This is a genomic window from Pseudomonas sp. AO-1, assembly GCF_019775695.1.
Taxonomy (GTDB): domain Bacteria; phylum Pseudomonadota; class Gammaproteobacteria; order Pseudomonadales; family Pseudomonadaceae; genus Aquipseudomonas; species Aquipseudomonas parakoreensis.
This window is the reverse complement of the sequence record NZ_CP079947.1, coordinates 3,551,586-3,578,398: the sequence shown is the minus strand read 5'-3', so window position 1 is coordinate 3,578,398 and position 26,813 is coordinate 3,551,586. Positions and strand designations below refer to the sequence as shown.

Genomic DNA, 26,813 nt, shown 5'->3' with positions numbered 1-26,813 from the left:
ATTTCTCTATGTTGGCATCGGTTAGCCAGTGCGGGGCATTGTAAGGTGCACGCCGCCTGATTAGACTGCGCCGAAACTCGTACACACAGCCCTTTCAAGGACTTATATGATCAAGAAATGCTTGTTCCCAGCAGCCGGTTACGGTACTCGCTTCCTGCCAGCGACTAAAGCCATGCCCAAAGAAATGCTGCCGGTGGTAAACAAGCCACTGATCCAGTACGGCGTTGAAGAAGCTCTGGACGCTGGCCTGACTGAAATCTCGATCGTGACCGGTCGTGGCAAGCGCGCTCTGGAAGACCACTTCGACATCAGCTACGAGCTGGAAAACCAGATCAAGGGCACCGACAAAGAGAAATACCTGGTCGGCATCCGCAAGCTGCTGGACGAGTGCTCGTTCTCCTACACCCGTCAGACCGAAATGAAAGGTCTGGGCCACGCGATCCTCACCGGTCGCCCGCTGATCGGTGACGAACCCTTCGCTGTGGTACTGGCGGACGACCTGTGCGTCAACCTCGAAGGCGACGGCGTACTGACCCAGATGGTCAAGCTGTACAAGCAGTTCCGCTGCTCGATCATCGCCATTCAGGAAGTCGATCCGCAGGAAACCAGCAAGTATGGCGTGATCGCCGGCGAGATGATCCGCGATGACATCTACCGCGTCCACAGCATGGTCGAGAAGCCAAAGCCGGAAGACGCGCCGTCGAACCTGGCGATCATCGGTCGTTACATCCTGACGCCGGACATCTTCGACCTGATCGAGCAGACCGAGCCAGGCAAGGGCGGTGAAATCCAGATCACCGACGCCCTGATGAAGCAAGCCCAGAATGGCTGCGTCATGGCCTACAAGTTCAAGGGCAAGCGTTTTGACTGCGGTGGCGCCGAAGGCTACATCGAAGCGACCAACTTCTGCTTCGAGAACTTCTACAAGACCGGCAAGGCTTACTGATCGCGCCGGATCTGCAACGCGAAGGGTGTGAGCACCCAAGCGAATGCACCCACAAACGCCCCGACTTGTTCGGGGCGTTTGTTTTTGTGCTGGAAAAAACCTTGGTCCCGGCGGCGTGATTGGCTGACGCCTTCTGAGCGTGCTGGCTGCTATTTAACGCGGGAAGGTGCGGGCGAGTTTGCTGGTGGCCCCGATTCCCTTCAGGCGGCACTGCAGGGCCCAGGACAAGCGGGCAACCGATCCGCCCAGAACGAAAAAAGCTCCGTATCTTGCGATACGGAGCTTTTTCTTTATGCGTTACTCCGATTGCGATTTCTCGAAACCGGCGCCTTCCAGGCGCTTACTGCTGCACGACATTCGCTGCGGTGGGCTCGACCTTTTTCGGCTTCATCAGGCTGAAGTCGATCAAGGCGCGCTGCTCGCGTTCGTACGGGTTGCCGATCATCAGTGGACGCGGTTTGAAGCTGTCGCTGACCAGACTCTTGCTGCGGTCCAGTTCATCGAAACTCAAACCGGCCATGTCCGCCCAGGTGTGGATCAGATGCGAGCTGCTGTACGGCCGGCTCAGGTCGGCGGCAAAGTTCCAGTCATGGTTCTCGCGCCATTTCGGCGAAGCCCAGGCCATGAACGGGATGGTGTACATCGGTGCCGTCGGTTTGTTCTCGTTACGGCCGAGGGTGTTGTGGCCGACCGAGTCAAACACATCTTCACCGTGGTCGGAGAGATACAGCAGGAAACCATTCGGATCGGACTTGGCGTAGTCCTTGATCAGGCTCGATACCACGAAATCGTTGTACAGCACGGCGTTGTCGTAGCTGTTGTAGGTCGGCACCTGATCGTCACGCACACCGGCCGGCACGCCGGTACGGTCCTGGAACTTGTCGAAGGTCGGCGGATAGCGGTACTGATAGCTCATGTGCGTGCCGAGCAGATGCACGACGATCAACTTGCGCTGCGCCGGGTCGCTCAGCGCCTTGTTGAACGGCTCAATCACGTCACCGTCGTACTGCGCGGCGTTCTGGTTGCGGTTGTTGTTCAGGTACACCTGCTCGTCGGCCTGTTCGGAGAAGGTCGTGAGCATGGTGTTGCGCTTGGTCATGGTCTGCTGGTTGGTGATCCAGAAGGTTTTGTAGCCGGCCTGCTTCATCATGCTGACCAGTGACGGCGTGGACAGGTACAAGTCCGGATTCTCTTCGTCGGCGAAGGTCAGCACCTGCTGCAACGCCTCAATGGTGTACGGGCGCGGGGTGATCACGTTATCGAACACCGCGAGCTGATCCTTGAGCTTGTCCAGTTCCGGCGTGGTCTTGCGGCCATAGCCATACAGGCTCATACGCTGGCGGTTGGTCGATTCGCCGATCACCAGTACCAGCGTCGACGGTTTATCCGCGTCGGCAGCCTTGAGGTTATGCAGCGGCGGGACCTTGCTTGCACTGTGCAGCATGTCCTGCATGCCGGCCAGAGTGTCGAGGTATCGGTGGTAAGCCACGGCCATTTGCCAAGGCACCGCTGGCTCGATGCGGTCTTCGAACTTCTCGAAACCGCCGGCGAAACTGCCGGTACGCTGGGTCTGCTTGATCAGCGGATAGCCGACCACGGCGAAGACGATCGCGATCGCAGCCACGAACGCCCGGCCTCGGGGCATGTACACCGGGCGCAGGCGTGTCCAGAGAAAGTAGGCGAAAGCGGTATGCGCGAGGAACGCCGGGATCATCCACCAGGCAAAGTACTGGGTCATGTACTCGCCGGCTTCCGACACGTTCGACTCGAACATGATGAAGATGACGCTTTGCGAGAACTCCTGCTGATAGATGAAGAAGTAGCCCAGGCTGGCCATGGAGCAGGCCCACAGGACAATACCAATCAGCGCAGCCAGCAATTTGGTACGTTTGGGGAACGCCAGCATCGGGGCGAGCCACAGCGCACTCATTACGAAGGCCTGACGGAAACCGCTGAAACCGGAGGTCCCGGTCAGTTGGATCAACAGTTGGGTGATGCCCGAGAAGTACCAGAAAAAAGCAAAGAGCCAGAGAACCCCGGCCCAGTCGAAACCTGTCGCAGTCGTTTTGCTGCGTTTGAACAATGCCATTCAGCACTCCAGCTCATCGTCACTAACCACCGCCGGAACACTACATCAAACCGACGAACGGAAGCCGCGCGCAAACGCACGACCAGAATGGGCGCGAGTATCACGAACGTAATGTGAAAACTTCGTTAGTTGCTGATTGTTGGCAGGAGCGGATCATGACGGGAACGACGGGCGCCGTTCCCGAAGCTGGCGGGGCAGGTCAGGCGTGCGGTTGACGCTGGACAACCGGCAGAGGTTTGGGCTGAGCGCCCTGGGTCAGCGAGCGCAGTTGCGCCAGCTCCTGCTTCAATTGGTCGCGCTCGTCCTTCAACTGGCGCAATTCATCGCGACGGATCGTGACATACAGGGTTTGTGGCGGCATTGCTGTGTGTACTGTGCCCATTGCTCACCTCGCAAATGGCGTGTCTCAACTGCAGATTGTCCCGGTGCCGGGCTACTGATCTGCTATCGGCGCCAATTTTGATTTCTTTTGCCCATGAATGGAACTTTTTTATTTTTCATGGTCGGTGTGTCTTCGGCATGATTCGGGGCGTTATCAGTCTGGATCGGGCACAATGCCCGGAAACTTCGGCCCGACGCTCTGGACTAACCTCCATTAGTCGCGTTGGGCTATAACCAATGACACACATTTATTTGTAGTAAGGAGCATCAGCACATGCAACTCGGGATTATTGGACTGGGCCGCATGGGCGGCAATATTGCGCGGCGTCTGATGCTCAACGGTCACACCACCGTTGTTTACGACCGCAATACCGCCTTTGTCGACACCCTGGCCGCCGAGGGCGCCACGGGCGTTGCCGATCTGCCTGCGCTGGTCGCCGGCCTGGCCAAGCCACGTGCCGTGTGGGTCATGCTGCCGGCCGGTGCGCCGACCGAAGACACCATCAACACCCTGAGCGATTTGCTGGAAGCCGGCGACACCATCATCGATGGCGGCAACACCAACTATAAGGATGACATTCGCCGGGCCAAGACCCTCGCCGAAAAAGGCCTGCACTACATCGACGTTGGCACCTCCGGCGGTGTCTGGGGCCTGGAGCGCGGTTACTGCATGATGATCGGCGGCGATGCCGAGACCGTGAACCGTCTGGATCCGCTGTTCGCCGCTCTGGCGCCGGGCATGGGCGAGATTCCGCGCACCAAGGACCGCAAGTCCGAGGATCACCGCGCCGAGCACGGCTACATCCACGCCGGTCCCGCCGGTGCCGGGCACTTCGTGAAGATGATTCACAACGGCATCGAGTACGGCATGATGGCCGCGTTTGCCGAAGGCTTCGACATCCTCAAGACCAAATCCAGCGAACGCCTGCCGGAAGATCAGCGTTTCGACCTGAACGTGGCCGACATCGCTGAAGTCTGGCGTCGTGGCAGCGTCGTTTCCTCGTGGCTGCTCGACCTGACCGCCGACGCGCTGGCCAGCGATCCGAAGCTCGACGGGTTCTCCGGTTCAGTGGCGGACAGCGGCGAAGGTCAATGGACCATCGAAGCGGCCATGGAGCAAGCGGTGCCGGTACCGGCGCTGTCCAACTCGCTGTTCTCGCGCTACCGCTCGCGCGGCCAGGGCACGTTTGGCGACAAGATTCTCTCGGCCCAGCGCTTCGGCTTCGGCGGCCACGTGGAGACACCGAAGAAATGACCCATACGATCCGCAGAAAATCCAAGGCAGAACCCGCACCACCGACCACGCTGTTTCTGTTCGGTGCCCACGGCGACCTGGTCAAGCGCTTGCTGATGCCGGCGCTGTACAACCTCAGTCGCGACGGCTTGCTTGACGAAAATCTGCGGATCGTCGGCGTTGATCACAACGCCATTACCGATGAGGCCTTCGCGCAAAAACTCGAAGACTTCATCCGTACCGAAGTGGCGGCGAAGGTCGGCAAGGGCGATCAGATGCTTGATCCGGCCTTGTGGGCCAAGCTCGCCAAAGGTATCAGCTACGTCCAGGGCGATTTCCTGGACGACAGCACCTATTCCGCGCTGGCGGCAAAAATCGCCGACAGCGGCACGGGCAACGCGGTGTTCTACCTGGCCACCGCGCCACGTTTTTTCAGTGAAGTGGTGCGCCGTCTCGGCGCCGCCAAACTGCTCGAAGAAACCCCCGAAGCGTTCAGAAGGGTGGTGATCGAGAAACCGTTCGGTTCCGACCTGCACACTGCCGAAGCTTTGAACGCCTGCCTGCTCAAGGTCATGTCCGAGAAACAGATCTATCGGATCGACCATTATCTGGGCAAGGAAACCGTGCAGAACATTCTGGTCAGCCGGTTCTCCAACAGCTTGTTCGAAGCGTTCTGGAACAACCATTACATCGACCACGTGCAAATCACCGCCGCGGAAACCGTCGGCGTTGAAACCCGTGGCAGTTTTTACGAGCACACCGGTGCGCTGCGCGACATGGTGCCCAATCATCTGTTCCAGTTGTTGGCGATGGTTGCCATGGAGCCGCCGGCCGCGTTTGGCGCTGACGCTGTGCGCGGTGAAAAGGCCAAAGTGATCGGCGCGATCCGCCCGTGGAGCGTCGAAGAGGCGCGGGCCAATTCGGTACGCGGTCAGTACAGCGCCGGCGAAGTCGATGGCAAAGCGTTGAATGGCTATCGCCAGGAAGCCAACGTGTCGCCTGACAGCAACACCGAAACCTATGTCGCGCTGAAAGTCATGATCGATAACTGGCGCTGGGTTGGCGTGCCGTTCTACCTGCGCACCGGCAAGCGCATGAGCGTGCGCGACACCGAAATCGTCATCTGCTTCAAACCGGCGCCGTATGCGCAGTTCCGCGACACCGAAGTCGATGAACTGCAGCCGACTTATCTGCGTATCCAGATCCAGCCCAACGAAGGCATGTGGTTCGACCTGCTGGCAAAACGGCCGGGACCGGCGTTGAACATGGCCAACATCGAGCTGGGGTTCGCTTACAAGGATTTCTTCGAAATGCAGCCGTCCACCGGTTACGAAACGCTGATCTACGACTGCCTGACCGGCGACCAGACGCTGTTCCAGCGCGCCGACAACATCGAGAACGGCTGGCGCGCGGTGCAACCCTTCCTTGATGCCTGGCAGCAGGACGCGAGCGTGCAGACTTACGCCGCCGGGGAAGACGGTCCACAAGCCGCCAACGATCTGCTGACTCGCGATGGTCGCGTCTGGCATGGTCTGGGATGAGTGAGTCGATCCGTTTTTTATTGAGTGACATGGACGGCACGCTGTTGCTGCCCGATCACAGCCTGAGTCAGCGCACCATCGATGCGGTGCGTTCGCTGCGCGAGGCGGGCGTGTTGTTCAGCCTGGCCACCGGGCGCCCGCCCAAGGCAATGTTGCAGCAGATCGAAGCCTTGGGGGTCGATCTGCCGACCGCCGCCTTCAATGGCGGCACCATCGTCAATCCGGACGGCAGCGTGCTGGTGGCGCATTACCTGCCGGTGCCGACGGCGTTGATTGCTTTGGCGTTGTTCGCCGATCAGCCGGAAGTGGAAATCTGGGTGTTCAGCGGTGGCGACTGGCTGCTCAAGGATCCGCACGGGCCGATGGTGCCGCGCGAACAGCACGGCCTCGGTTATCCGCCGGTGGTGGTCGAGAGTTTCGAGCCGTTTCTGGAGCGCATCGACAAGATCGTCGCGACCAGCAACAACACGGATTTGCTGATTGAACTTGAGGCGCGCCTGCTGCCCAAGGTCAACGGCATGGCTCAGGTGTCGCGTTCGCAGCCGGTTTATCTGGACGTGACGGCGCTGGAGGCCAACAAGGGCACCGCGCTGTCGACGATTGCTGCGCATCTGGGCATCCCGCTGGAGCAGACGGCGGCGATTGGCGATGGCGGTAACGACCCGGCGATGTTCCATTGCGCAGGATTGGCGATAGCCATGGGGCAGGCAGAGGAGGCGGTCAAGCGGCAGGCTGACGTGGTGACCGCGCCAAACACCGAAGATGGCGTAGCCCTGGCGATCGAGAAGTACATCCTCCCGTAACACTTGCAGGAGCTGCCGCAGGCTGCGATCTTTTGATCTTGTTTTTTTTATGCAGCAAGATCAACAGATCGCAGCCTGCGGCAGCTCCTGCATGAGGTTGTTGTCAGAGCCAGTAGCTGACGGCATACCAACCCAGCAGGCCCATCACCACGGTGTAGGGCAGCGCCATCCACACCATGCGCCCGTACGAGAGTCGCACCAGCGGGGCAATCGCCGAGGTCAGCAGGAACAGGAATGCAGCCTGACCGTTTGGCGTCGCCACGCTCGGCAGGTTGGTGCCGGTGTTGATCGCGATGGCCAGCGTCTCGAAATGCTCGCGGCTCATGTGCCCGGACAGGAAGGCCTGTTTCACTTCGGTGATGTAGATCGTGGCGACGAACACGTTATCGCTGATCGCCGAGAGCAGACCGTTGGCAATGAACAGCATGCCCGGCTGTTGATCCGCCGGCAGTGCCAGCACCCATTGGATCAACGGGGCAAACAGCTGTTGATCATGAATCACTGCCACCACGGCAAAGAACACCACCAGCAACGCGGTGAACGGCATGGCGTCCTTGAATGCGTTGCCCAGACGGTGTTCGTCGGTGATGCCGGTAAACGCGGTGATCAACACGATCACCATCAGGCCGATCAAGCCGACTTCGGCAACGTGAAACGCCAGGCAGCCGATCAGAATCAACGCAGCAGTGCCTTGCACCAGCAGCGCGGCACGCTGACGTGGAGTGCGTTCGGCGTCATCTTCGGCGGCGTAATTGGCCAGCACAGCACGCACGTTGTCCGGCAACAGGGTGCCGTAGCCAAACCAGCGCAGTTTTTCCAGCAGTACGCAGGTTGCCAGCCCCGCCACCAGCACCGGCAACGAGACCGGTGCGACTTTCTGGAAGAACGCCGCGAAGTGCCAACCCATCTCATGGCCGATCAACAGGTTCTGCGGTTCGCCCACCAGGGTGCAGACGCCGCCAAGTGCGGTGCCCACAGCGCCATGCATCAGCAGGCTGCGCAGAAACGCCCGGAACTGTTCCAGGTCGTCATGGTGCAGCACCGGCAAGTGTCGGTCGTCGCTGAACTCGCTGTCCTGACGCGGATCGTTGCCCGAGGCCACACGGTGGTAAACCGAATAGAAGCCGACGGCCGCGCTGATGATCACCGCCGTCACGGTCAGGGCATCGAGAAACGCTGACAGAAACGCCGAGAGGAAGCAGAACATCAGCGCCAGAATCGCCTTGGAGCGTACGCCCAGCAGCAGCCGCGAGAACAGAAACAGCAGCAGATCCTTCATGAAGTAAATGCCTGCGACCATGAACATCAGCAGCAGGATCACCGGGAAGTTGTGCACCAACTCATCGTATAGCGCCTGCGGCGTGGTCATCTTCAGCAGCAGGGCTTCGATCAACAACAAGCCGCCGGGCATCAACGGATAGCACTTGAGGGCCATGGCCAGAGTGAAAATGAATTCGATCACCAGCAGCCAGCCAGCGGCGACCGGGCCGACAGTAAATAGCACCACGGCATTGAGGATCAGGAACCCGACGATGCACGCCTTGTACCAGCGGGGCGAATGCCCGAGGAAATTATGCGCGAAGGCCTGGACCAGTGAACCGGACATCGGTTGCTCCTTGTATTAAGAAGCGCGCAAAGTGCCGCAAGTGACTGGCAAGTTCAAGTCTCGGGGGGTTATTGATTCAGATAGCGGGCAACCATGGCCCGGTAGTTGCCGTCCAGAGAATAGCCGCCGACCAAGATGTGTCCGTCGGCCTGCACCGCCAGTGAGTTGGCGATATCCAGGCTGCGTCCCAGTCGCGTGCGCAACCAGCCGTGGCCGTTACCGAACTCGCGGTCGAGTTGGCCGTCGGCCAGATAGCGCGCGACGATGAAATCGGCCTCGATACCGCCAATCGTCGCGCCCACCGCGATGATGCGGCCATCGGTCATGCACTGCGCCGCGCTCCACTGACAGCCACTGGGACCGATCTCCAGCAGATGCGGGTGGCCGGCATTGTTGCGCAACTCCGGGCGACCGTTGGGGTGCAGGCTCAGCGCCATGCAGCGGATCGGGTCGCGGCTGCTGCCAAAGCAATGCAGGTGTTCCATCGAATGCAGCACCTGACTGACCATCGCGCTTTGTCCGTGGGCCTTGAAGGCGAGGAAACCGTCCACCGCGAAGCGCTCATCCAGACGTCCGTCAGGTAGATAACGTGCCACCAGACCTTCCTGAGGAAAGTCGATGGCGCCAGCAACGATGATGCGCCCATCCTCTTGCAGCAGCAGGCTGTTGAGCCAGGTGTTGAGCAGCAGGTGACGGATCATCACGAATCCACGGCCATTGAAGCCGGGATCGAGGGTGCCGTTTGGAGTCAGACGAATCAGCATGCCGGCATGGTCGGCCAATTCGAAGTGGTGATTGGCGATCAACAGAATGTGCCCGTCGTCCTGCACCGCGAAGTCGCATGCTTCGGCCCCCGGCACTCCGGGCGGAAGCCAGCTATCCCGAGAGCCGACGGACAGGTCACCCGGCAGGCGCACGACTTGTCGACCATTGTCGCCAAACGATGGGTCAGGCAAGCCGTCAGCCGTGAATCGGGCTAAGGCGGGCAGGGTACGGTGAGCGTTTTCATAATGCAGACCGGCCAGCAGAATGCGTCCGTCTGGCAACACTTGGACCTTTGCGCCCATGGCTTCGAATCCGGGGGCGAATTCGCCGATCACACTGCCTTGAGCGCCGAAGCCGAGATCGGCAGAACCGTCGGGAAGCATTCGCGCCAGCCCAAAACGGCTGCCATCGGCAGTGCCAATCTTTGCAGCCACCAACACCCGCCCTTGTGGATCCAGAGCCAGGCCTTGAGTCATGCTCGACACGCTGCCGGCGAAATACACTTGAGCAATGCCGGAGTGGGCAAAATCTCTGTCGAGTTGCCCGGCGTTAGTCTTTGGCGGCGGGAGCGCAATGGCGTTCTCGGGGGACATGCATGCTTCTCCTTGCAAGTTGACCAAGCCCGAATCGGGCGGGTAACTGCATGAGCGAAACATTCAATCCCTGAATACGCCGAAGTACAACTGACATAACTAACAGGTGGAGGGTCGCACTGTGCCAGAACAGTGTCTTTTTGTACCAAATGAAAGCCTGCCAAGCAGTGTCGCCTGACGCTTTAAGGAAAGTTGTACAAAAGTACTGGAGATAAACAGCAACAGATCAATAAAAAGAGCGGGGCGGACGACTGGAAGTCGTCCGCATTACCTTCTGATCAGTGCGGCATCGACCACGATTGCAACAGGTAACCTTCTTCGCTGAGTTCGGCGCGTGCCTGCTGCAGCAGTTGTTCCAGTTGCGCCGGATCGGAGTAAGCGCTGCTTGGAATCTGCTTGCGGCCGATATGCGAATTGGTACGGTCGATGACGGTCAGGTTCAGTTCGCCGTTGCCGTCTTGTGGGGCCCAGGCCACGCACTGGAAAGGTTTAAATGCGTGGTTGGCAATCAAAAGAGCTTCGTTGATACGGAGCGGGGCGGTCATGGGGTCTTCTCTCTGTCGTGCCCAATCAAGTGATGTGCCGTCGGTTGGGCTTACCGTTCGGCTGGTTACTTGTACTGATGCACGCAACCCCGAAGCAGGTCACACACGAAACGGAGAAATTTCAACTTTATTGCTTATGCTCAAGATTTCGACAGTTTTTGAAAGCTTGGCGAAAGAGAGCAACTCGATAGCTAACTAATAACCCGGCTTCTTATAACTCATTAGCTTGTACACCTATAAGCAATCGATACAAGCCCCTGTCAATTTCTTGCTAATGTTACAGTCGGGTCTGCCAAATGACTGTTTTTACAATAATTTCCTTAAATTTGGCGCCAAGGAACAGTCATGATCGAAGCGCCAGCGTTACGACGTTTATTGGTAGTCGACCCCTGTGACGACTGCCACCGCCTGTTACCCGGATTGCGCGCGGTCGGCTGGGATGTCGACAGCTGTACCCTGGAAAATGCCGCCGATCGGCCATGCGACGTCGGCCTGCTCAGATTGCAACCTTTTCACCTCGAGCGCCCGGAAGCCGTCAAGGAACTGATCAGCCGCAGCGGCACCGAGTGGATCGCGGTGTTGAATCAGGAGGTCCTGCGGTTGCAAAACGTTGGCGACTTCGTCTGCGAATGGTTCTTCGATTTCCATACATTGCCGTTCGATGTCTCGCGGGTCCAGGTGACCCTTGGGCGCGCGTTTGGCATGGCGCGTTTGCGTGGACAAGGCACGATTCATGTCGATCAGCCCGAACACGAGTTGCTCGGCGACAGCAAGCCGATCCGCGAGCTGCGAAAACTGTTGAGCAAACTGGCGCCGACCGAGTCCCCGGTACTGATCCGCGGTGAAAGCGGTACCGGCAAAGAACTGGTTGCGCGCACGCTGCACCGCCAGTCCCAGCGCCACAGCAAGCCGTTTGTGGCGATCAATTGCGGGGCGATTCCCGAACACTTGATTCAGTCCGAACTGTTTGGCCACGAAAAAGGTGCCTTTACCGGTGCCCATCAGCGCAAGGTCGGGCGCATCGAAGCAGCCAACGGTGGCACGCTGTTTCTCGATGAAATCGGTGATTTGCCGCTGGAATTGCAGGCCAACCTCCTGCGTTTCCTGCAGGAGAAACACATTGAGCGTGTCGGTGGCAGCCAGCCGATTCCGGTGGATGTGCGCGTCCTCGCGGCCACCCACGTCGACCTGGAAGCCGCCATCGAGAAAAAACGCTTTCGCGAAGACCTGTATTACCGTCTCAATGTGCTGCAAGTGGTGACCGCGCCATTACGCGAGCGACACGGTGATCTGTCGATGCTGGCCAACCACTTTTCTCATTTCTACAGTCATGAAACCGGCCGCCGTCCACGCAGCTTCAGCGAGGATGCGTTGATCGCCATGGGCAAGCACGACTGGCCGGGTAATGTGCGCGAGCTGGCCAATCGCGTGCGACGGGGCCTGGTGCTGGCGGAGGGGCGGCAAATTGAAGCCCGGGACTTGGGGTTGATCAGTCAGCACTCAATCGCCACGCCGATGGGCACGCTTGAAGACTACAAGACCCGGGCCGAACGCCAGGCCTTGTGCGATGTATTGAACCGGCACAGCGACAACCTCAGCGTCGCAGCGAAAGTGCTTGGGGTCTCCCGGCCAACGTTTTATCGCCTGCTGCACAAGCATCAGATTCGCTAGAAACCAAAGATCAAAAGATCGCAGCCTGCGACAACTCCTACAGTTGTAATCCCTGTAGGAGCTGCCGCAGGCTGCGATCTTTCGCGTTAGAAGTAGTACGGGAATTTCAGGCTGAAGGAGAAGTCCGGGGCATCCGGGGTCATGCCGATCGACAGGTTGGGTACGATGGTCAGGTTGTCCGTGGCGGCAATGGTCATGCCGACGTTGAAGTAACCCGCGTTGGCGTCACTGGACACCACCGATTGCCAATCCCCGCCATCGGGTTTGAGTTTACTGCGGCGTTGCACCAGATCAGACATCGAAAACGACATACTCATCTTTTCGTTCAGTGCAAACGCGATACCGGCGCCGATCTGGAAGCTGTCGCCAATGCTGACCTTGCCTGGCGTTTTCTGATTGACGGTGGCACTGATGTCGTCGAACGACTCCTCCAGGTTGTGGGTGTAGGACAGGCTGCCGAACAACACGGCCGGGTCGAACGTCTTGACCAGCGAAACCCCGGGGGTGATCGACCAGACGCCGTTACCGGTGGGCAAGGTATCAGGCACGAACAGGTTGGAGTTGGCATCGGTCTGGCGCAATTTGATCCCGAACGGATCCTTGCCGGTTGGCGCCTTGACTCGCAGGGTGACCACGGCGTCCGGGGTGTTGACCGACTCGTCGAGGAACTTGTAGGCGATACCGAAGTTGACGTCGCCGATGGTTGGATCACGCGAAACATCCTGTTCCGTCGTGACGTTCGATGCACCACCGTTGCCGCCGCCGGACTGGTAGGTCGACTCGCGGTAGACCACCGGTACGTTGACGTCGAACTGCCAGCGGTTGTCGAAGTTGTAGCGGCCGGTCAGGTCCAGCGTCCAGGTGTCGGCCTTGATCCGGTCTAGGTTGATGTTGCCCAGAAAGATCGAGTCCAGTGCGAGGAAGCCGTTGAGAATCAGCTGCCGGGTGTCGTAACGCGAGTAGGTCACACCGGTTTCAAAGCTGAATTTGCCACCACCGAAGAAGCCGCTGGCCTCGTCGTAGAGGTTTGACACACTCTGTGCCGGTTGCGAATCGTCGGCCAGCGACTGGCCGTAAGACGCGCCACTGCCCCCTGCTGCGCCCCCCGACGCTGCTGCCGCCCCAGTCCCGGGCGCGCCGGTGCTGGTAGCGACTTTTGGATTGCCTTTCATGTCAGACGGCGACTTGGCCAGCCGTTTGGGTTGCGGCGCTGCCGGTTGATCTTCAACCTGACGGACCCGTTGTTCGAGCACCGCTAGGGCCTTTTGTTGTACTTCGTATCGTTGCTTCAGCTCCAGAAGTTCCTGTTTCAGGGTCTCCACATCTGCGTCGGGTGCTGCTTGCAGCATCGCCGCAGGAAGAAGAGTACTCAGACATACAGCGGCACGCAGTGATACTGATCGATACATGAATAAGCCGTCCCTTTAAGCCCAATGATCGAGACTCAGCGTAGTTCAATATCCGATATTGCGTAGTGCCCTGAGTTGAGTCAGGTTGCAGTCCAGTGCGCCGGGGCTGATGCCGTTATTGTTAAGTACAACATTGAGTTGGGTCATGTTGTTGACCACGTTGGCGCTGCCCAGCAGGCGCGTGTTCTGCAGCAGGCCACCCTGGGCGATTTGTTGCAGGGCGGTGCCCTGATTTCCCGAGGCCTGGATCGCCATTTGCACGCCACTGCTGCTGGCCGAAACGGCGACGTTGCCAGCGGCATTGCTGGCACCGATGGTTTGCCCGGCGATCAGGGCCTGACCTTGTGCGGGGGCCAGTGGAGGAGGGGTGTTGGCCTCTTTTACGTTGATCGCCACATTGTTGTTGGCGGTGTTGCCGTCGCCGGCGGCGCGCACGCTTTGGGTCACGCCCTGGCTGCTGTTGAGTGCCGCACCACCAATGACATTGCCAGTACCCGGCGTTGGGGTGCTGCCGTTGCCCTGTTCCTTGATGGTCGAGACATAAAATTCCGGTTTGATCGTGGCGGCCTGGATTTGCATCGACGTCGCAGCGCCGATCAGATCACCGCTGGCGTTGCGCCAGGTACTGCTCATGACAATGCCGAAGCTGATGATCCGCCCCGGCATGACGTAACGACCCCGAAGCTGTGACAGCTCCTGATCCTGGATTTCGATAGGTTTGAACCCTGCATTGGCATAGCCTGACGCGCTCGCTGCCAGGCAGGCGGCGGCCAGCCAGTATGAGGTTTTCATCTGCTGCTCCCGGGACATCCAGCCCCATTCTTTATAATCGGCGATTAAAAGAAGTCGCTCTGTATGAACCCGAAGTCCATCAATTCAGCATCTTTGACAGGGTTGAAGTTATCCAGCTTGTTCTTGGCCGTCAGCGGAGTCGGTGGTGAGCGCAATGCATTGGTTTTGTCATAACCGGGGCCGACGATGGCGAAGACGATGCCGTTCCAACCTTTGACAAAGTCATCATGGGTGTAGCGTTTGTGGCCTAAGACGGGATCTCCGATGTAAACCCAATCCTTGTCCGAACGCTGCAGTACCACGAAATGCTTGTAGCCGCGAATTTCCAACAGTACCACCACCGGGATTGTGACTGCGTCGAGCTTCTCCGGTGGAATCTTGTAACCCCTGGCGCGCATGCCGATGCTTTCTACGTAGCGCTTCATGTCCAGCATGGAAAAACCCTGAGTGCGAACAAGGTCCTGGTCGGCGTTGACCAGCATGCCTTTGATGATGTGCTCCTCATCGACGTCGAGCCAATAGGCCTGGCGCAATACCGTGGCCAGTGCGGCGGCGCCGCAGCTGAAATCGGTTTTCTGTTCGACAATGTCGGCAAACTTGCGCTCACGGATACTTTGCACGTTTTTGTAGACGAGTACGCCGCCGGGCAGGGCAGCGACGGGCATCTGGGCAGCCTGGGTCAGGCCGGACAGGCAAAGCAGGGCGATAAAGGCAGTCTTACGCATGATCGATACGCCTTTGCGGACTGAGGAAAAGCCCCGTTTCCGGGGCTTTCGTTTCGATCGCGATTACATGCAGGCTTTGCAACCTGCAGCGATGGACAGCGAGTTGCTTTGTTGGTTGCCCACACCGGAGGCGTTGTTGAAGCCACCGTTGCCCGACCAGTTGTTGCCTACGTTGGTCATGCTGGCAGTGTTGGTGACAGGGTTTTTCCAGCCGTCTGGGGTCAGCACTTGTTGAGTGGTCACACCCGCCAGGCCGAAGGCACCGACAGCTTCGAAGGTAGCTTTTTGATCTTTGCTACCGCCATTGCCGCCATGGCCTCTGTCGTCATTGCCGTAACCGCCACCGCCGTGGCTGTCACCCTTGATGGTAGCTTCGCCCACGGCGCCGAATACGCCGACGGCGGCGACAGTGCCAGTGAGGGTATCTTTCTTGAAGGTCTGAGTGCCGTTGTTGCCGACTTGCAGACCGGTAGTGCTTTGGTTGGCAGCGGCAGCGGCTTGCGCTACACGGCCACCGGACACAGCGATTGCCAGGTTGTTTTTCTGTTGGTTGAAGTTGCCGGCAGCGTTGTTCACGCCGATGTTACCCGAGCCACTGTTGCCGACGTTGTTCATGCCGGCGTTGTTAGTGGTGGAGTAGTTGCCAACGGTGTTGTTGCTGTTGACTTGAGTGGCGCTGGAAGCGGACACCGCAGAGCCGAAGATGAAGCTTTCGTCGGCAGTTGCCAGTGCAGCGGCGTTGTCTTGCTGGTTGCCGTCACCGGCCACGTTGTTTGCGCCGACGTTACCGTTGGCGCCGTTCAGCGAGCCGCTGATGCCGGCGTTGTTTTGAGTGCCCTGGTTCAGGACGGTGTTGTCGGCATTGTTCTGCACGTCGAGTACTGCGGCACCGGCACCTGCGCCGATTTGCAGCAGTTCTTCCAGGGTAGGGCCTTTTGGTGGAGGAGGGTTGTGACCGTGACCACCATTGTTACCATGATCATTACCGCCTGCTTGAGCCGCCATTGCCATTACTGCTGCAAGTGCGAAAACCAGTGGTTTGAGAGCCATTGTAGTTTTCATGGTGTTTCTCCATCGTGCTTATTAGTTGGTTAAGTGTTGGTACTTTCTAATTGCACTGCTTTTGTTGTTTGGGTCAGTCAGCGACCCGGATGCTCAGGGTGTTAGCCATACGGTTCCCCACCCCGGCACTCTGGTTCACCTGGATTACCCCTCGGCTGCCGGTGAAGGCCTGATCACTTGTCGTGACCTGGCGACTGCCGGGTGAGGTACCAGTTGCTCCTGAGCTCGGTAAAAGCGCCACGTTCTGTTGCGACAGGGCGCTGTCGTCAACGCTCTGCGGGGCAGCACTGATGCTGACGCGCGTCACGTTGGCCATCTGGTTGTTGGCCCCGGCCCCCTGGTTCACGCCCAGGATCCCGTTGCCATTACTGAAAGAGGTGCCGCCAATGGTGGCGCTGGCGTTCATCGACGGGTTGGCAGGGGTATCCAGCTTTTGCCTGACGATGGTTGTCGCGCTGGCGTTGGTGCCGATGGCGATCGCTTTGGTATTGGTTTGTTGCATCTGGTCGCCAGCGGCCTGGTTGACGTTGAAGTTGCCGCGGTACTGCACACCGGTGTCCTGAATGTCGGCGTTGTTGACTGACCCGGGCTCGGCGGCCATGGCGCTGGCGCAGCCGAAGAGAGCAAGCAGCAGCAGGGAACGATTCATCTCATTGACCTCCAGCCATGCGGGTCAGCGGTGCCAGACCGGTACTCAACGAGCGATTGATCGTGTTGGAGATCGTGCCGCCACCGCCGCCACCATGACCGGCACTCATGCCTGGCAGGCCGTTGGGGTTGGTGAGCACATTCATGCCGGGCATGTCCGAGTTCGGCGTGATCATGTTGCTGCGGATCGAAGCGCCACTGGCGACACTGGCGAACTCACCGTCACTGAGTTCGGTGCTGGTCATCGCTTGATGGATTCGATCGGAAGGGTTGGCATTGACCGTGGTGGGATAGGGGTCTTTGCCACCGGTGCGTCCGATTGGAATGGGCTGGACGTCGCGGTTGAGAACGATCACGCCATTGCCTTCGGCCTGAACGTTGAAACTGATGAAAGTGCTGGCGGCTGATCCAATCAGCAGAAGGCAGGTCAGGCCTTTATTGAAATTCCCCACGGCGGCAATTCCTTCTTCAGTGGGCTGGCTCTTGTCAGCGTTGGGAAGGAGAGAGCGAAAGCTGTGCCGCTTTTGAGTTGTTGTTGATTTTCAACAGGTTGGCGATGGGCCGCGCAGGGTTGATACAAAAGCTGTTTCAGCGCTGAAACAGTCGTGCAGACGCCCACAGGTTGCATGGCGGCGCAAAGCTCTGGGACAAGGGTTTGCCGGGGACTGTTTCACTGGCGAAACAGATGTCCCGACAAAATGATGAAGGCCACTGAACTGGCCGCTTTGCGCGCAGGGAGGTGTTTCAGGAATGGACACTTTCGTCCTGAACGGAGCTATTCGATGGATCCATCAGCCAATAACCGGGCGACGGCTTCAAAGGCCTGAACGCGGCGTTGATCCCAATCGCCCTGAATGATCTGCAACGGCTGCTTGTGCTGTTCCAGCCAGTCGAGGGTGGCCTGAAAGAACGCCAGGCGTGCGCTCAGTTGGGGCTGGCAACGTTGGCCGTCATCCGTCCAGTCGATCTGCTCCGGCGACAACAGCAGGTGCAAGTCGTAATGCCGCGCCAGCAGCTGGGGCTCCAGCCATGTCGGGCAGTCGCCGAACAGGGTACGGCTCCACAGGATGTTGCTCAGCAAATGGGTGTCGAGAATCAGCAACTGCGGTTGCTGCGTCCGCGCCTGATCTTCCCACTGCAACTGCCCGCGAGCGATAGCGGGGATGTCGTCGAGGCAGGTATCACGAGGGTTTTGCTCGATGAACCAGCGTACGTATTCGTCCACCCGCAGGCCGCCGAAGTGCTCCTGTAGGCCAGCGGCCAGCCAGCTCTTGCCGGTGGATTCCGGGCCGGTGAGGACAACCACCTTCATCGCTGCAACGCCGGATCGGCGCGCCATTCTCGCCAGCCTTGCACCGCAATCAGGGTGAACAGGGCATACAGCGCGGCGGTGAGGTACAGGCCCTTGTAAAGAAACAGGCCGACGAAAATCACATCCAGCACGAACCACAGCGCCCAGCATTGCAGGCGTTTCTGCGCCATCCAGAGTTGTGCGACGAGGCTGAAAGCAGTCAGTGCGGCATCAAGCCATGGCTGCGCGGCGTCGGTCCAGTGCGCCATGGCCGCGCCCAGCAGCAGGCTGCCCAGTGCGCCGACACTCAGGCCGAACAGGATCGAGCGCCGATCCAGACGCGTGACCTCGCGTCCGTCATGCATTGTCCCGGCGTGGGTCCATTGCCACCAGCCGTAGACTTGCAGCGCGGCGTAGATCACTTGCAGCAACATGTCCGAGTACAGCTTCACGTCATAGAAAATCCAGCTGTACAGCAACACCATGACCAGGCCGATCGGCCAGCACCATGGATTCTGTTTGACCGTCAGCCACACGGCAATCACACCGAGGGCGGCGGCAAACAGTTCAAGCCCGGACATGGGGGTTCCTTGGGGGAGTGCAAGAAGGGGCGCAATTGTACCCAAAAACCTGTGGGAGCGAGCTTGCTCGCGAAAGCGTTTTATCAGTAACGACTCTATCGACTGACACCAAGCCTTCGCGAGCAAGCTCGCTCCCACAAAGTGAGTCAGGTCAGACGCGGAACTGGCGCAGCAACTGGTTCAGCTGTTCACTCAACTGCCCAAGCTTGACGCTCGCCGCACTCGACTGCTCCGCCGCCAGCGCCGTACTGTGCGACAGACCGGCGGCCTGCGTGACGTTCTGGTTGATGTCCTCGACCACATGCGCCTGTTGCAGTGTGGCGCTGGCAATCGAGGCATTCAGGCCGTTGAGATTGCGCAGGGCCTGGCCGATCGCGTTAAGGCTGGCACCGGCGAGGCCGGCCTGTTCGATGGTCAGTTGCGAGGCCTTGCTGCTGTCGCCAATGACTTTCACCGCCGCTTCGGAATGATTCTGCAGGCGTTCGATCATGCTCTGGATTTCCGCCGTCGACTTTTGCGTGCGCTGCGCCAGCAACCGTACTTCATCGGCCACCACCGCAAAGCCCCGGCCCTGTTCCCCGGCGCGGGCCGCTTCGATGGCCGCGTTGAGCGCCAGCAGGTTGGTCTGCTCGGCAATTGAGCGGATCACCTCCAGCACACTGCCGATCTGCGTACTTTCGGCCGCCAGGGTGCGAATCACTTCGACCGCTTGGTCAATGGTGCCGGACAGTCTGTCGATCTGTTGCAGGCTGCCGTCGATGTTGATCTGGCCCTGCTGCGCCTGGGCTTCGGCATCGCGCATTTCAGCGGCAGCATGCTCGGCATTCTTCGCCACATCCTGCACGCCGTAGGTGACTTCGTTGATCGCGGTCGCCACCAGTTCCATCTGCTGCGATTGCTGCTGGCTGCGCTGCTGGGCCTGGGTCGCATCGTTGCCCAGTTCGCTGGACGATTGGCCCAGGGCGCTGGCCGAGATCTGCAGGTCACCGATGACCCGGCGCAACTTGGCGGTGAAGGCGTTGAAGTGATGCGCCAGCTGTGTGACTTCGTCTTGGCCGTGGGTATCGAGGCTGCGTGTCAGGTCACTTTCGCCGCTGGCGATATTGGCCATGGCGTTCACGGTTTCCTGCAACGGACGCACGATGCTGCGGGCAATCAAGATCACCAGCAGGGCCATGATCAGCGCAATCGCCAGGCCGATTACCGAAGCCTTGATCAACTGACCGCGAAACTCGCTCTGCACATCATCGACGTAAACGCCGGAACCAAGGATCCAGCCCCACGGCTCGAACAGTTTTACATAGGACGTTTTCGCGACCGGTTCGCTGGCGCCGGGCTTTGGCCAGCGATAATCGACCATGCCCGCGCCTTTGCTTTTGGCGATCGCGACCATCTCGTTGAATACCGCAAAACCGTCCGGATCGCGGATCGCCGAGAGGTTCTGGCCTTCGAGTTTGGGGTTGGTCGGGTGCATGACCATCACGGGGGTGAGGTCGTTGATCCAGAAGTAGTCGCTCTGGTCGTAGCGCAGTCCGCGAATGGCGGTCAGTGCCTGCTTCTGTGCGGCGTCGCGGGTGAGGGTGCCGGCGGTTTCCAGGTCGTGGTAGTAGCTCAGCAAGCCGCTCGCGGTCTGCACCACGTGCTGGGTTTTCTGCGCCTTGGCGTGGTAGAGATCATCGTGGATCTGCTTGAGCATCAACACACCCAAGGTCAACAACATGACCACGGCCACAATCAAAATGAGCCACAAGCGTCGGCTGATCGACACACTGCGCAAGCTGTTCATAACGCTGCCACTCCGATTTCTTTTTCTTGTAATAAATCAACGCCAGCATCCAACCACGTTTGAGTGGTCGGGCATACGCGACCCAAGTCGTATAACGCCGCAGCACTATTAAGGCTTGTCTGTTAGGATTTCGGCCCCGCGCGCGAAAACCTGAATCCAAGTTGATATTTCACGGAATTTTGACCGTTTCGTGTGGATGCTGTGCGCGCGGAATCGGTACAGCAATAAACAGCTACGCTGATCGCAGTGAACGTAAAAATATTATCGGGGCATGCCAGCGTGCATCGCTCTTTGGGGGACTGATGGATCTTTGGATCGCCTTGCAGGCACTGATTCTTGGAGTTGTAGAGGGGCTGACGGAGTTTTTGCCCATTTCCAGTACCGGACACCAGATCATTGTTGCCGACTTGCTCGACTTCGGCGGCGAACGGGCCATGGCGTTCAACATCATTATTCAGCTCGGCGCGATCCTCGCGGTGGTCTGGGAGTTTCGTCGCAAGATTCTCGATGTGGTGATTGGCTTGCCGACCCAGCCGAGCGCGCGACGTTTTACTGCCAACCTGCTGATCGCATTTCTGCCGGCGGTGGTGTTGGGGGTGATTTTTGCCGACCTGATTCACCAGTACCTGTTCAACCCGATCACCGTCGCGACCGCACTGGTGGTGGGCGGCGTGATCATGTTGTGGGCAGAGCGCCGCCAGCATGAAGTGCACGCCGAAAGCGTGGACGAGATCACTTGGAAAGATGCGCTGAAGGTCGGGTTCGCCCAGTGCCTGGCGATGATTCCCGGCACCTCGCGTTCCGGTTCGACGATTATCGGTGGTCTGCTGTTTGGACTGTCGCGCAAGACCGCGACCGAGTTCTCGTTCTTCCTGGCGATGCCGACCATGGTCGGTGCGGCGGTGTACTCCGGTTACAAGTATCGCCACCTGTTCGTTCCGGCTGATTTTCCGGTATTCGCCATCGGCTTCATCACGGCGTTTATCTTCGCCATGATTGCCGTGCGCGGTCTGCTCAAGTTTATCGCCAGCCACAGCTACGCGGCGTTCGCCTGGTACCGGATCGTCTTCGGTCTGGTGATTCTGGCGACCTGGCAGTTCGGCTGGGTGGACTGGTCGGCGGCCAAACCATGAGTGATTCCCGCGCACGCCGCCCGGATGGACGCCCGTCCGGCGGCGGCATTCAGCATCTGAAACTGAAACTGGCGGTGCTGCTGATTGTCTGCGCGCTGCCGCTGTTCGGCTCGCTGTCGATGTGGCTGCGCGGCATCTCGTTGGTACCGTTGACCTCTTATGGGGTTGTCAGTGTGCTGGCGTTTTTCATGTACTGGGCAGACAAGCGCAAGGCCCGCGCCGATGCCTGGCGCACGCCGGAGAACATCCTGCATGCGCTGGAACTGGCCGGCGGCTGGCCCGGTGCGCTGATTGCCCAGCAGGTGTTCCGGCACAAGACGCGCAAGGTGTCGTTCCAGATTCTGTTCTGGGTGATTGTGGCGCTGCATCAGGTGTTCTGGATCGACCAGTTGTTTCTGGGTTCGAACCTGCTGTCACTGTTCTGAATGACCACAAATCCCCCTGTAGGAGCTGCCGCAGGCTGCGATCTTTTGATCTTGCTTTTTCAAAGATCAAAGTCAAAAGATCGTCCGAACGCGGCCCGAGCCTTCGGCAGCTCCTACAGGGATCGGGTTCAGAGCAGTAATCCGATTTGAGTTTTTTTGGGCAATTTGCCCACCACCAACTGATGCGAACGCGTCAGCAATCCCTGCAGTTCCTCGGCGCCCAGCGGGTAGGGCGGGTGCATGATGATCCACTGTGCCCGCGCCAGATAAGGCGCCGGGTGAATACCCGGGCGGTCGCAATGGCCGAGAAACAGATCCTTGTCGACCTTGAATGCCAGTGAATCCCCGCGCAGCCCCTGCAAGGCAAACATCTTGTTGCCGGCAATCGAGAACACCCGCACGCCGCCCCATTTGTAATCCTCCCGCGCGCCCGGCAAGGCCAGGCAAAAGGCGGCGACATCCGCTTCGTTCATCTTTCCCTTGCTCATAACAGCCGCTCCCCGCACGCATTGAACGATTCGACCAGATGGTCGATCCACGCCCGCACCGCCGGCATCACCCCGCGCCGGTGCGGATACACCGCCTGCAACCAGCCGCCGGGCAACGACCACTCGGGCAACAGTTGCACCAGCGCGCCGCTTTCAAGATCGGCTTCGCAATACATCATCGGCAACAGGGTAAAGCCCTGACCGGCGAGTACGCAGGCTTTGCGCACGATAAAGTCATCGATGCCCAGGCGCGCTTCCATATTCAGCTCGACGCTATTGCCTTGCTGATCAAGCAAACGCACGTGGACCATGCGGTCGGCTTCCAGCGCGCCAAGTACCGGCAGGTTTTTCAGATCCTGCGGGTGGGCAATGGTCTTGCCTTCGACAAAGGCCGGGCTGGCCACCACCACCATTTGCGCCTGCCGCAGACGGCGGGTGACCAGCAATGGATCCTCATCGCCGAGTTCACGTACGCGCAGCGCCACGTCGAAGCCCTCGGCGACCAGATCCACGCGGCGATTGAGCAGCACCACCTCCAGCTGCACCTGGGGGAATCTGCCCAGAAATTCGCTGATTACCCATGGCAACATTTCTCGCGCCAGACCGGTCGGACACGATACCCGCAAGCGCCCGCGCGGTTCACTGGACATGCTGGCAACGGCTTCGTCGGCCATCTCCGCTTCCAGCAACATCGCCTGACAGTGACGCAAGTAGCGCTCGCCAACAGCGGTCAGATTCAACTGGCGCGTGGTGCGCTGCAGCAGGCGTGCGCCCAAGCGTTCTTCGAGCTCGGCAATGCGCCGCGACAACCGCGACTTGGGAATGCCCAGTAAGCGGCCGGCTGCCGCAAAGCCACCGGCCTCGACCACTTTGGCGAAATAGTACAGATCGTTGAGATCCTGCATGAAAAGTCCACCGTTCTATCAGTGGGACGAACTATCGCATTGTCGGCGGCTAATCAGCTATTGGTTTCTTCCGTAGGATTGTCTCCATTCCGTCGCCGCCGGCGATTCTTTCCAGGAGATTCCACATGAAACTGCTGCACATCGATTCGAGCATTCTGGGCGACAACTCCGCTTCCCGTCAGCTGAGCAGCCAAGTCGTCAAAGCCTGGCAAGCCGCCGAGCCAACCGCCGTGGTCACCTACCGCGACCTGGCCGCCGACGCCATCAGCCACTTCTCGTCGACCACCCTGGTGGCTGCCGGTACCACCGCTGAACTGCGCGACGCCGCGCAACAGCACGAAGCCGAATTGAGCGCTTCGACCCTGGCTGAATTCATCGCTGCCGACGCCATCGTCATCGCCGCGCCGATGTACAACTTCACCGTACCGACCCAGCTCAAGGCCTGGATCGACCGCGTCGCCGTTGCCGGCCAGACGTTCCGTTACACCGAAGCGGGTCCGGAAGGCCTGTGCGGTGGCAAGAAAGTGGTGATCGTCTCCACCTCCGGTGGCATCCATGCCGGTCAGGCGAGCGGCATCGCCCACGAAGAATATTTGAAGCTGGTTCTCGGTTTCCTCGGCATCACCGACATCGAAATCGTCCGTGCCGAAGGTCTGGCCTACGGTGATGAAGTGCGCAACAACGCAATGAGCGCTGCTCAGGCGAAGATCGCCGAGCAACTGTTCGCCGCTGCGTAAGCATTGCGTAAAGACCAGCTGCCGTTCAGGTAGCGCTTAAAAAAACTCTGTATTCTGGTTCTGCAAGGGCCAGGTGCGGAGTTTTTTGTTTCAGACTGTTGCATAATCTGGCCCGGGTTATGCAGTCAAACGATCAACGTCTGAGTGCAACGCCACGCCGGATCACCGAATCTCAGGGTTGCGGGCGTGTCGGAACACAAAGGATCTTTCGATTGAGTAACACAGGGTGGGCCATCCGATGATGCGTCTTTGTGCAACGTTACTGATTTGCCTGCTTGGCAGCCTCGGTTCAGTGCATGCCGCGCCCGGGCGACACCCTGTCTGGAGTGTCGGTTACCACGAAATGACGTTTCTCGATCCGCTGGATCTGCAACCGATGCGCGCCATCGCCTTCTATCCCTCCAGCGACCGCGAGCACAGCAGCCTGCTTGAGGGTTACACCGTCGAGGCGGGCGCCGACACCAAGGTTGCCATCGGCCGCTTCCCGATGCTGATGCTGTCCCACGGCAACACTGGCACGCCGCTGGCGCTGCATGACCTTGCCACCTCGCTGGCACGCAAGGGCTTTGTGGTGGTCGCGGTGATTCATCCCGGCGACAACTCCAAAGACCACAGTCGCCTCGGTACCCTGAGCAATCTGTATGGGCGGCCAATCCAGATTTCCGAAGCCATCACCGCCACCCTTGGCGACCCGATGCTCTCGCCGTTCGTCAACGCCGATCAGGTCGGGGTGATCGGCTATTCGGCCGGTGGCGAAACCGCGTTGATTCTCTCTGGCGCGCAGCCGGATCTGGATCGCCTGCGCCGGTACTGTCAGGAGCGCCCGGATGACCGTGACGCCTGCAACACTCAGGGCGAACTGATCGTCGATCGTGATGACTTGCAACCGGTGGCTGATCCGCGCGTGCATGCGCTGTTGCTGATGGCGCCGCTGAGCCTCAAATTTGGTCGTCACACCCTCGCGGACGTGCATGTGCCGGTGCTGCTGTACAGCGGCGATGGCGACAAACTGGTGGCCTTCGACAAAAACGCCGCGGCGCTGGCGCGCAAACTGCCGACCGCGCCGGACTTCAAATTGCTGGCCGGGGCAGGGCACTTCGTGTTCATGGCGCCGTGCAACGAAGAGCAGATCCGCGCCATGCCGGCGCTGTGCACCGACGCTGACGGCGTGGATCGCGAAGACATCCACCGCAACCTGATTTCCGAGGCCGGACAGTTTTTCTCGCGCACGCTGGGCAGGCCGAGCCGGGCGGGGATGCAGACCGCGGATCAATAAAGATCAAAGATCAAAAGATCGCAGCCTTCGGCAGCTCCTACAAAAATCGAGTGTAGGAGCTGCCGGAGGCTGCGATCTTTTGATCTGGTTTTTCAACTCATCGCCCGGCGCTTGAGCAACAAGGTCAACCCCAACCCGAGCACCGACAACAGCGCCGCACTGAAGAAAATCCACGCATATCCCAGGTTCAACGCCACCGCGCCCATCAGTGGCCCGGCAATTGCCAGTGCCAGATCAAAGAACACCGCATAAGCCCCCAGCCCCGAGCCACGGCTGGAACTGGGCACCTGCTTGATCGCCTCGACTCCCAGCGCCGGATACACCAGCGACAGGCCAAACCCGGCCAGCCCCGCGCCGATCAAGGCGAACGCGGTCGACGGTGCCAGCCACAGCAGCACCAGGCCTAGGGTTTCGATGCTCATGCAGGCGATCGCTGAATTGAACCCGCCAAAACGGCTGATCGCCGAAATGAACAGCAGCCGCGACAGGATGAAGCACACGCCGAATACCGTCAGGCAATACGCGGCGCCGCTCCAGCCACGGTTGAGGTAATAAAGGGTGATGAAGGTGGTCAGCGTGCCGTAACCGATCGACGCCAGACTCAAACTGGCCCCATACGGTGCGATGCGCCCGAATACTGCCCAAAAAGACAGCCGTTCGCCGCGCACCACCGGTACCGAGGGTTTATTACGGATGATCACCAGAGCGGCCGCCGCCAGTACCGACAGGACAATGCCCAGGCTGGTAAAGCCGTAGTCGGCAACCATCACCACGCCCAGCGGCGCGCCAATCGCAATCGCGCCGTAGGAGGCAATGCCGTTCCAGCCGATCGACCTTGCCGTGTGCTCCACGCCGACCTGGCCCATGCACCAGCTGATGGTGCCGACGCCGATCAAACCCTGTGCAACGCCGAGCAGCAGCCGACCGATGATCAGAATGACCAGGCTCGGCACCGGGAAGTCTTGCAGGAGCGTCGAAATCAGCGTCAACAGGCCGCTGAGCACAATCCCCGACAAGCCATAGACAATTGCCCGTTTGGTACCCAGCGTGTCCGACATGCGCCCGGCCATCGGTCGACTGAGCAAAGTCGCCAGATATTGCGAGCCGATGACCAGTCCGGCAACGATCGCGCTGAACCCCAGTTGCTCGTGAACATAGCCGGGTAACACTGCAATCGGCAGGCCGATGCACAGGAAGGCGATAAAGGTATAGAAAACGATGGAGACGATCTGCAGGGTGATCGCCAGGGAGCTTTGCAAAGGCTGTTGCTGCGCAGGCATGTGGACTCGTTCGCGGGCGGCGGTGGGAGAGTCGGCATCATGGCTGGGTGCTGAAATAAAAGGAAGCAGGCTAACTAATTTACTTGGAGCCGGTGGTGTTT

General features: G+C 59.4%; 26 protein-coding genes. 9 read left to right on the top strand and 17 right to left on the bottom strand.

Translation table 11 applies throughout. The annotated features are described in order from the left end of the window. Positions 1–106: 106 nt before the first annotated feature. Positions 107–946, top strand: coding sequence for a UTP--glucose-1-phosphate uridylyltransferase GalU (gene galU / locus KVQ82_RS16280; protein ID WP_007912230.1), 840 nt, complete (start codon positions 107–109; stop codon positions 944–946). Positions 947–1,286: 340 nt separating this feature from the next. On the opposite strand, the gene KVQ82_RS16275 is transcribed toward galU, so the two are convergent. After that, positions 1,287–3,035, bottom strand: a complete 1,749-nt coding sequence (locus KVQ82_RS16275; RefSeq protein WP_041064457.1) for a phosphoethanolamine transferase CptA — start codon at positions 3,033–3,035, stop codon at positions 1,287–1,289. A gap of 199 nt (positions 3,036–3,234) precedes the next feature. Further along, positions 3,235–3,417 carry a DUF6026 family protein gene (locus KVQ82_RS16270; RefSeq protein WP_041064455.1) on the bottom strand — a complete coding sequence of 61 codons (183 nt, stop codon included), beginning with the start codon at positions 3,415–3,417 and terminating at the stop codon, positions 3,235–3,237. Between the two features lie 273 nt (positions 3,418–3,690). Between KVQ82_RS16270 and gnd the strand changes: the two genes are divergently transcribed. The 3 genes from gnd to KVQ82_RS16255 are packed head-to-tail and all read left to right on the top strand — an operon-like array spanning position 3,691 to position 6,994. Beyond that, entirely contained in the window at positions 3,691–4,671 is a 981-nt protein-coding gene (gene gnd, locus KVQ82_RS16265) for a phosphogluconate dehydrogenase (NAD(+)-dependent, decarboxylating) (RefSeq protein WP_222014480.1), read from the top strand. After that, positions 4,668–6,191 carry a glucose-6-phosphate dehydrogenase gene (gene zwf, locus KVQ82_RS16260; RefSeq protein ID WP_222014479.1) on the top strand — a complete coding sequence of 508 codons (1,524 nt, stop codon included), beginning with the start codon at positions 4,668–4,670 and terminating at the stop codon, positions 6,189–6,191. Before gnd ends, zwf begins: the two co-directional genes overlap by 4 nt. Continuing rightward, positions 6,188–6,994, top strand: a complete 807-nt coding sequence (locus tag KVQ82_RS16255) for an HAD family hydrolase (protein ID WP_222014478.1) — start codon at positions 6,188–6,190, stop codon at positions 6,992–6,994. The genes zwf and KVQ82_RS16255 overlap by 4 nt, the downstream gene beginning before the upstream one ends. A gap of 103 nt (positions 6,995–7,097) precedes the next feature. Here the strand turns inward: KVQ82_RS16255 and nhaB are convergent, their stop codons facing one another. From nhaB to KVQ82_RS16240, 3 genes are all read right to left on the bottom strand, one after another. Beyond that, positions 7,098–8,600 (bottom strand): sodium/proton antiporter NhaB, encoded by a 1,503-nt coding sequence (nhaB, locus tag KVQ82_RS16250; protein ID WP_222014477.1) that lies wholly within the window; start codon positions 8,598–8,600, stop codon positions 7,098–7,100. Positions 8,601–8,668: 68 nt separating this feature from the next. Further along, positions 8,669–9,958: a hypothetical protein gene (locus KVQ82_RS16245; protein ID WP_222014476.1), complete on the bottom strand. Its 1,290-nt coding sequence runs from the start codon at positions 9,956–9,958 to the stop codon at positions 8,669–8,671. 278 nt (positions 9,959–10,236) lie between these two features. Then, positions 10,237–10,503 carry a hypothetical protein gene (locus KVQ82_RS16240; RefSeq protein WP_041064446.1) on the bottom strand — a complete coding sequence of 89 codons (267 nt, stop codon included), beginning with the start codon at positions 10,501–10,503 and terminating at the stop codon, positions 10,237–10,239. Between the two features lie 345 nt (positions 10,504–10,848). On the opposite strand from KVQ82_RS16240, the gene KVQ82_RS16235 reads away from it, so the two are divergent. Next, on the top strand, positions 10,849–12,174 hold the full coding sequence (locus KVQ82_RS16235) for a sigma-54 dependent transcriptional regulator (protein ID WP_041064445.1): 1,326 nt from the start codon (positions 10,849–10,851) through the stop codon (positions 12,172–12,174). An 86-nt stretch (positions 12,175–12,260) separates the two neighbouring features. Here the strand turns inward: KVQ82_RS16235 and KVQ82_RS16230 are convergent, their stop codons facing one another. From KVQ82_RS16230 to KVQ82_RS16190, 9 genes are all read right to left on the bottom strand, one after another. Further along, positions 12,261–13,583, bottom strand: a complete 1,323-nt coding sequence (locus tag KVQ82_RS16230; protein WP_108182808.1) for a hypothetical protein — start codon at positions 13,581–13,583, stop codon at positions 12,261–12,263. 45 nt (positions 13,584–13,628) lie between these two features. Beyond that, positions 13,629–14,375, bottom strand: a complete 747-nt coding sequence (locus KVQ82_RS16225) for a hypothetical protein (protein WP_041064441.1) — start codon at positions 14,373–14,375, stop codon at positions 13,629–13,631. A 44-nt stretch (positions 14,376–14,419) separates the two neighbouring features. Then, positions 14,420–15,100 carry a C39 family peptidase gene (locus KVQ82_RS16220; protein WP_041064439.1) on the bottom strand — a complete coding sequence of 227 codons (681 nt, stop codon included), beginning with the start codon at positions 15,098–15,100 and terminating at the stop codon, positions 14,420–14,422. 63 nt (positions 15,101–15,163) lie between these two features. Further along, positions 15,164–16,162, bottom strand: a complete 999-nt coding sequence (locus KVQ82_RS16215; protein WP_108182807.1) for a heme utilization protein — start codon at positions 16,160–16,162, stop codon at positions 15,164–15,166. A 73-nt stretch (positions 16,163–16,235) separates the two neighbouring features. After that, on the bottom strand, positions 16,236–16,811 hold the full coding sequence (locus tag KVQ82_RS16210; RefSeq protein ID WP_041064433.1) for a hypothetical protein: 576 nt from the start codon (positions 16,809–16,811) through the stop codon (positions 16,236–16,238). Position 16,812: 1 nt separating this feature from the next. Next, positions 16,813–17,262 carry a hypothetical protein gene (locus KVQ82_RS16205; protein WP_222014475.1) on the bottom strand — a complete coding sequence of 150 codons (450 nt, stop codon included), beginning with the start codon at positions 17,260–17,262 and terminating at the stop codon, positions 16,813–16,815. A gap of 323 nt (positions 17,263–17,585) precedes the next feature. Then, positions 17,586–18,122: an AAA family ATPase gene (locus tag KVQ82_RS16200; RefSeq protein ID WP_222019409.1), complete on the bottom strand. Its 537-nt coding sequence runs from the start codon at positions 18,120–18,122 to the stop codon at positions 17,586–17,588. Further along, the gene (gene pnuC / locus KVQ82_RS16195) at positions 18,119–18,682 is read right to left on the bottom strand and encodes a nicotinamide riboside transporter PnuC (protein ID WP_222014474.1); all 564 of its coding nucleotides are present in this window, start codon (positions 18,680–18,682) and stop codon (positions 18,119–18,121) included. The genes KVQ82_RS16200 and pnuC overlap by 4 nt, the downstream gene beginning before the upstream one ends. A gap of 151 nt (positions 18,683–18,833) precedes the next feature. Next, positions 18,834–20,468, bottom strand: coding sequence for a methyl-accepting chemotaxis protein (locus tag KVQ82_RS16190; protein WP_222014472.1), 1,635 nt, complete (start codon positions 20,466–20,468; stop codon positions 18,834–18,836). Between the two features lie 302 nt (positions 20,469–20,770). On the opposite strand from KVQ82_RS16190, the gene KVQ82_RS16185 reads away from it, so the two are divergent. Beyond that, positions 20,771–21,601 (top strand): undecaprenyl-diphosphate phosphatase, encoded by an 831-nt coding sequence (locus tag KVQ82_RS16185; RefSeq protein WP_041064421.1) that lies wholly within the window; start codon positions 20,771–20,773, stop codon positions 21,599–21,601. Further along, positions 21,598–22,026, top strand: a complete 429-nt coding sequence (locus KVQ82_RS16180; protein ID WP_222014469.1) for a DUF1294 domain-containing protein — start codon at positions 21,598–21,600, stop codon at positions 22,024–22,026. Before KVQ82_RS16185 ends, KVQ82_RS16180 begins: the two co-directional genes overlap by 4 nt. A 128-nt stretch (positions 22,027–22,154) precedes the next feature. Here the strand turns inward: KVQ82_RS16180 and KVQ82_RS16175 are convergent, their stop codons facing one another. Then, a complete protein-coding gene (locus tag KVQ82_RS16175) occupies positions 22,155–22,514 on the bottom strand; it encodes an MmcQ/YjbR family DNA-binding protein (protein WP_041064415.1) in 360 nt (119 codons plus the stop codon). Beyond that, positions 22,511–23,419 carry a LysR substrate-binding domain-containing protein gene (locus KVQ82_RS16170; RefSeq protein WP_222014468.1) on the bottom strand — a complete coding sequence of 303 codons (909 nt, stop codon included), beginning with the start codon at positions 23,417–23,419 and terminating at the stop codon, positions 22,511–22,513. The genes KVQ82_RS16175 and KVQ82_RS16170 overlap by 4 nt, the downstream gene beginning before the upstream one ends. A 125-nt stretch (positions 23,420–23,544) precedes the next feature. On the opposite strand from KVQ82_RS16170, the gene KVQ82_RS16165 reads away from it, so the two are divergent. After that, the gene (locus tag KVQ82_RS16165) at positions 23,545–24,156 is read left to right on the top strand and encodes an FMN-dependent NADH-azoreductase (protein ID WP_222014467.1); all 612 of its coding nucleotides are present in this window, start codon (positions 23,545–23,547) and stop codon (positions 24,154–24,156) included. Between the two features lie 238 nt (positions 24,157–24,394). Then, the gene (locus KVQ82_RS16160) at positions 24,395–25,432 is read left to right on the top strand and encodes a dienelactone hydrolase (protein WP_041064406.1); all 1,038 of its coding nucleotides are present in this window, start codon (positions 24,395–24,397) and stop codon (positions 25,430–25,432) included. A 92-nt stretch (positions 25,433–25,524) separates the two neighbouring features. Here KVQ82_RS16160 and KVQ82_RS16155 read toward each other — a convergent pair whose 3' ends face one another. Then, a complete protein-coding gene (locus tag KVQ82_RS16155; protein ID WP_222014466.1) occupies positions 25,525–26,712 on the bottom strand; it encodes an MFS transporter in 1,188 nt (395 codons plus the stop codon). Between the last annotated feature and the right edge of the window lie 101 nt (positions 26,713–26,813).